This is a genomic window from Longimicrobiaceae bacterium, from assembly GCA_035696245.1.
GTDB lineage: Bacteria > Gemmatimonadota > Gemmatimonadetes > Longimicrobiales > Longimicrobiaceae > DASRQW01.
The window spans coordinates 1-2,103 of record DASRQW010000514.1; the positions used below are offsets into that span (position 1 = coordinate 1).

The 2,103-nt window shown below is 72.9% G+C and carries 2 protein-coding genes; both read left to right on the forward strand.

The window, feature by feature from the left end:
* On the forward strand, positions 1 to 390 hold a 390-nt coding region (locus VFE05_22915; GenBank protein HET6232947.1), incomplete at its 5' end, for a hypothetical protein.
* 173 nt (positions 391 to 563) lie between these two features.
* A partial coding sequence (locus tag VFE05_22920; protein HET6232948.1) for a phosphate acyltransferase occupies positions 564 to 2,103 on the forward strand: 1,540 nt, incomplete at its 3' end.

A 2,103-nucleotide genomic window follows, 5' to 3' on the forward strand; every position in this document is an offset into this window, starting at 1 on the left:
GCGCGCGCCGCCGCGGCCACGCGCGTGGAGCTGCGGCTGGAGGGCGTGCACGTGGCTCGCAACCCGGGCGTGCTGTACCACGTCTTCGTGAACCTCCCTGCGAACGAGGCGGACAGGGCGCTCCGCAACGCCGCGGCGGACGGGCACTACGTGGGCACCATCGACTTCTTCGAGATCGTGTCGCACCAGCACGGCGGCGGGGCGGGTTACGACGTGGCGCTGGACCTGGGGCCCGAGGCGCCCGTGCTGCGCCGCGCGGTGGCGGCGGGCGACGTGACCGTCACCTTCGTGCCCGAGGGGCTGGAGCTGCCGGGCGGGCGCCGCATGCCGCCGCAGGCCACGGTGCAGATGGCGCGGGTGGTGCTGCGCAGCGTGCCCGCCGGGCGTTGAGCATGGGACGCTGAACCCAGGGAGCTGCGGGCGTCCGGCCCGGCGGATAGCCATCTCCGCCGGGCCTTTCCGCGTGCGGCCCGTGGACGATGGGCCGCGGCGGGTTGACCCCGGCGGCGGCGGGGAGTACGCTTCCGGCTTGCCCACGCACCAGAACGGAGGTCCGAAGCGACATGTCCACGCTCAAGCAGGACGCCCTCGACTACCACAGCGGCGGCCGCCCCGGCAAGATCGCCGTGGTGCCCACCAAGCCCGCCAGCACGCAGCGCGACCTCTCCCTGGCCTACTCGCCGGGCGTGGCCGCGCCGTGCCTGGAGATCGCCGCCAACCCCGAGGCGGTGGACCGCTACACCGCCCGCGCGAACCTGGTGGCCGTGGTCTCCAATGGCACCGCCGTGCTGGGCCTGGGCGACATAGGGCCGATGGCGGCCAAGCCGGTGATGGAGGGCAAGGCCGTGCTCTTCAAGCGCTTCGCCGACATCGACGTCTTCGACCTGGAGGTCGGATCGAAGGACCCGGACGACGTGATCCGCTTCTGCGAGCTGCTGGAGCCCACCGTGGGCGGCATCAACCTGGAAGACATCGCCGCGCCCGAGTGCTTCTACATCGAGGAGACGCTGAAGGCGCGGCTGGACATCCCCGTCTTCCACGACGACCAGCACGGAACGGCGGTGATCTCCGGCGCGGCGCTGCTCAACGCGCTCGACATCACCGGCAAGGACATCGCCGCCGTGCGCGTGGTGTTCAGCGGCGCGGGCGCGGCGGCCATCGCCACGGCCGAGCACTACGTGACGCTGGGCGTGCGGCGCGAGAACATCGTGATGTGCGACAGCAAGGGCGTGATCCGCGCCGACCGCGACCCGTCGCGGCTGGACCCGTACAAGGCGCGCTTCGCAGCCTCGGGAACGGAGGCGCAGTCGCTGGCGGACGCGATGGACGGCGCCGACATCTTCGTGGGCCTCTCCGTCGCGGGTGCGGTGACGCCGGAGATGGTGGCGTCGATGGCCGAGCGGCCCATCATCTTCGCCCTCGCCAACCCGGACCCCGAGATCACGCCGGAAGAGGTCGCGCTCGTGCGGTCGGACGCGATCATGGCCACGGGGCGCACCGACTATCCCAACCAGATCAACAACGTCCTGGGCTTCCCCTTCATCTTCCGCGGCGCGCTGGACGTGCGGGCGCGCGCGATCAACGACGAGATGAAGATGGCCGCCACGCGCGCGCTGGCCGAGCTGGCGCGCATGGACGTGCCGGAAAGCGTGGAGCGGGCGTACGGCGACGAGCGCTTCCGCTTCGGGCCCGAGTACCTGATCCCCAAGCCCTTCGACCCGCGCATCATGCTGTGGGTGGCGCCCGCCGTCGCCCGCGCCGCGGTGGAGACGGGCGTCGCGCGGAGGGACGTCGATCCGGCCGCCTACCGCGGCGAGCTGGAGGCGCGCCTGGGCCGCGGGCGCGAGGTCATGCGCGACGTCTTCATCCGCGCCCGCCGCGACCCGCGCCGCATCGCCTTCCCCGAGGGCGAGCACGAGCGGATCATCCGCGCCGCCGCGCTCAGCGTGGCCGAGGGCATCGCCCACCCCGTGCTCATCGGCCGCGCGGAGCGGATCGAGGCGACGGCGGCGCGCGTCGGCGTGTCGATGCAGGGCATCGAGGTCGTGGACCGGCTGGGCGACGAAGAGCGGCTGGAGCGGTACGCGCAGAGCCTGTACGCCC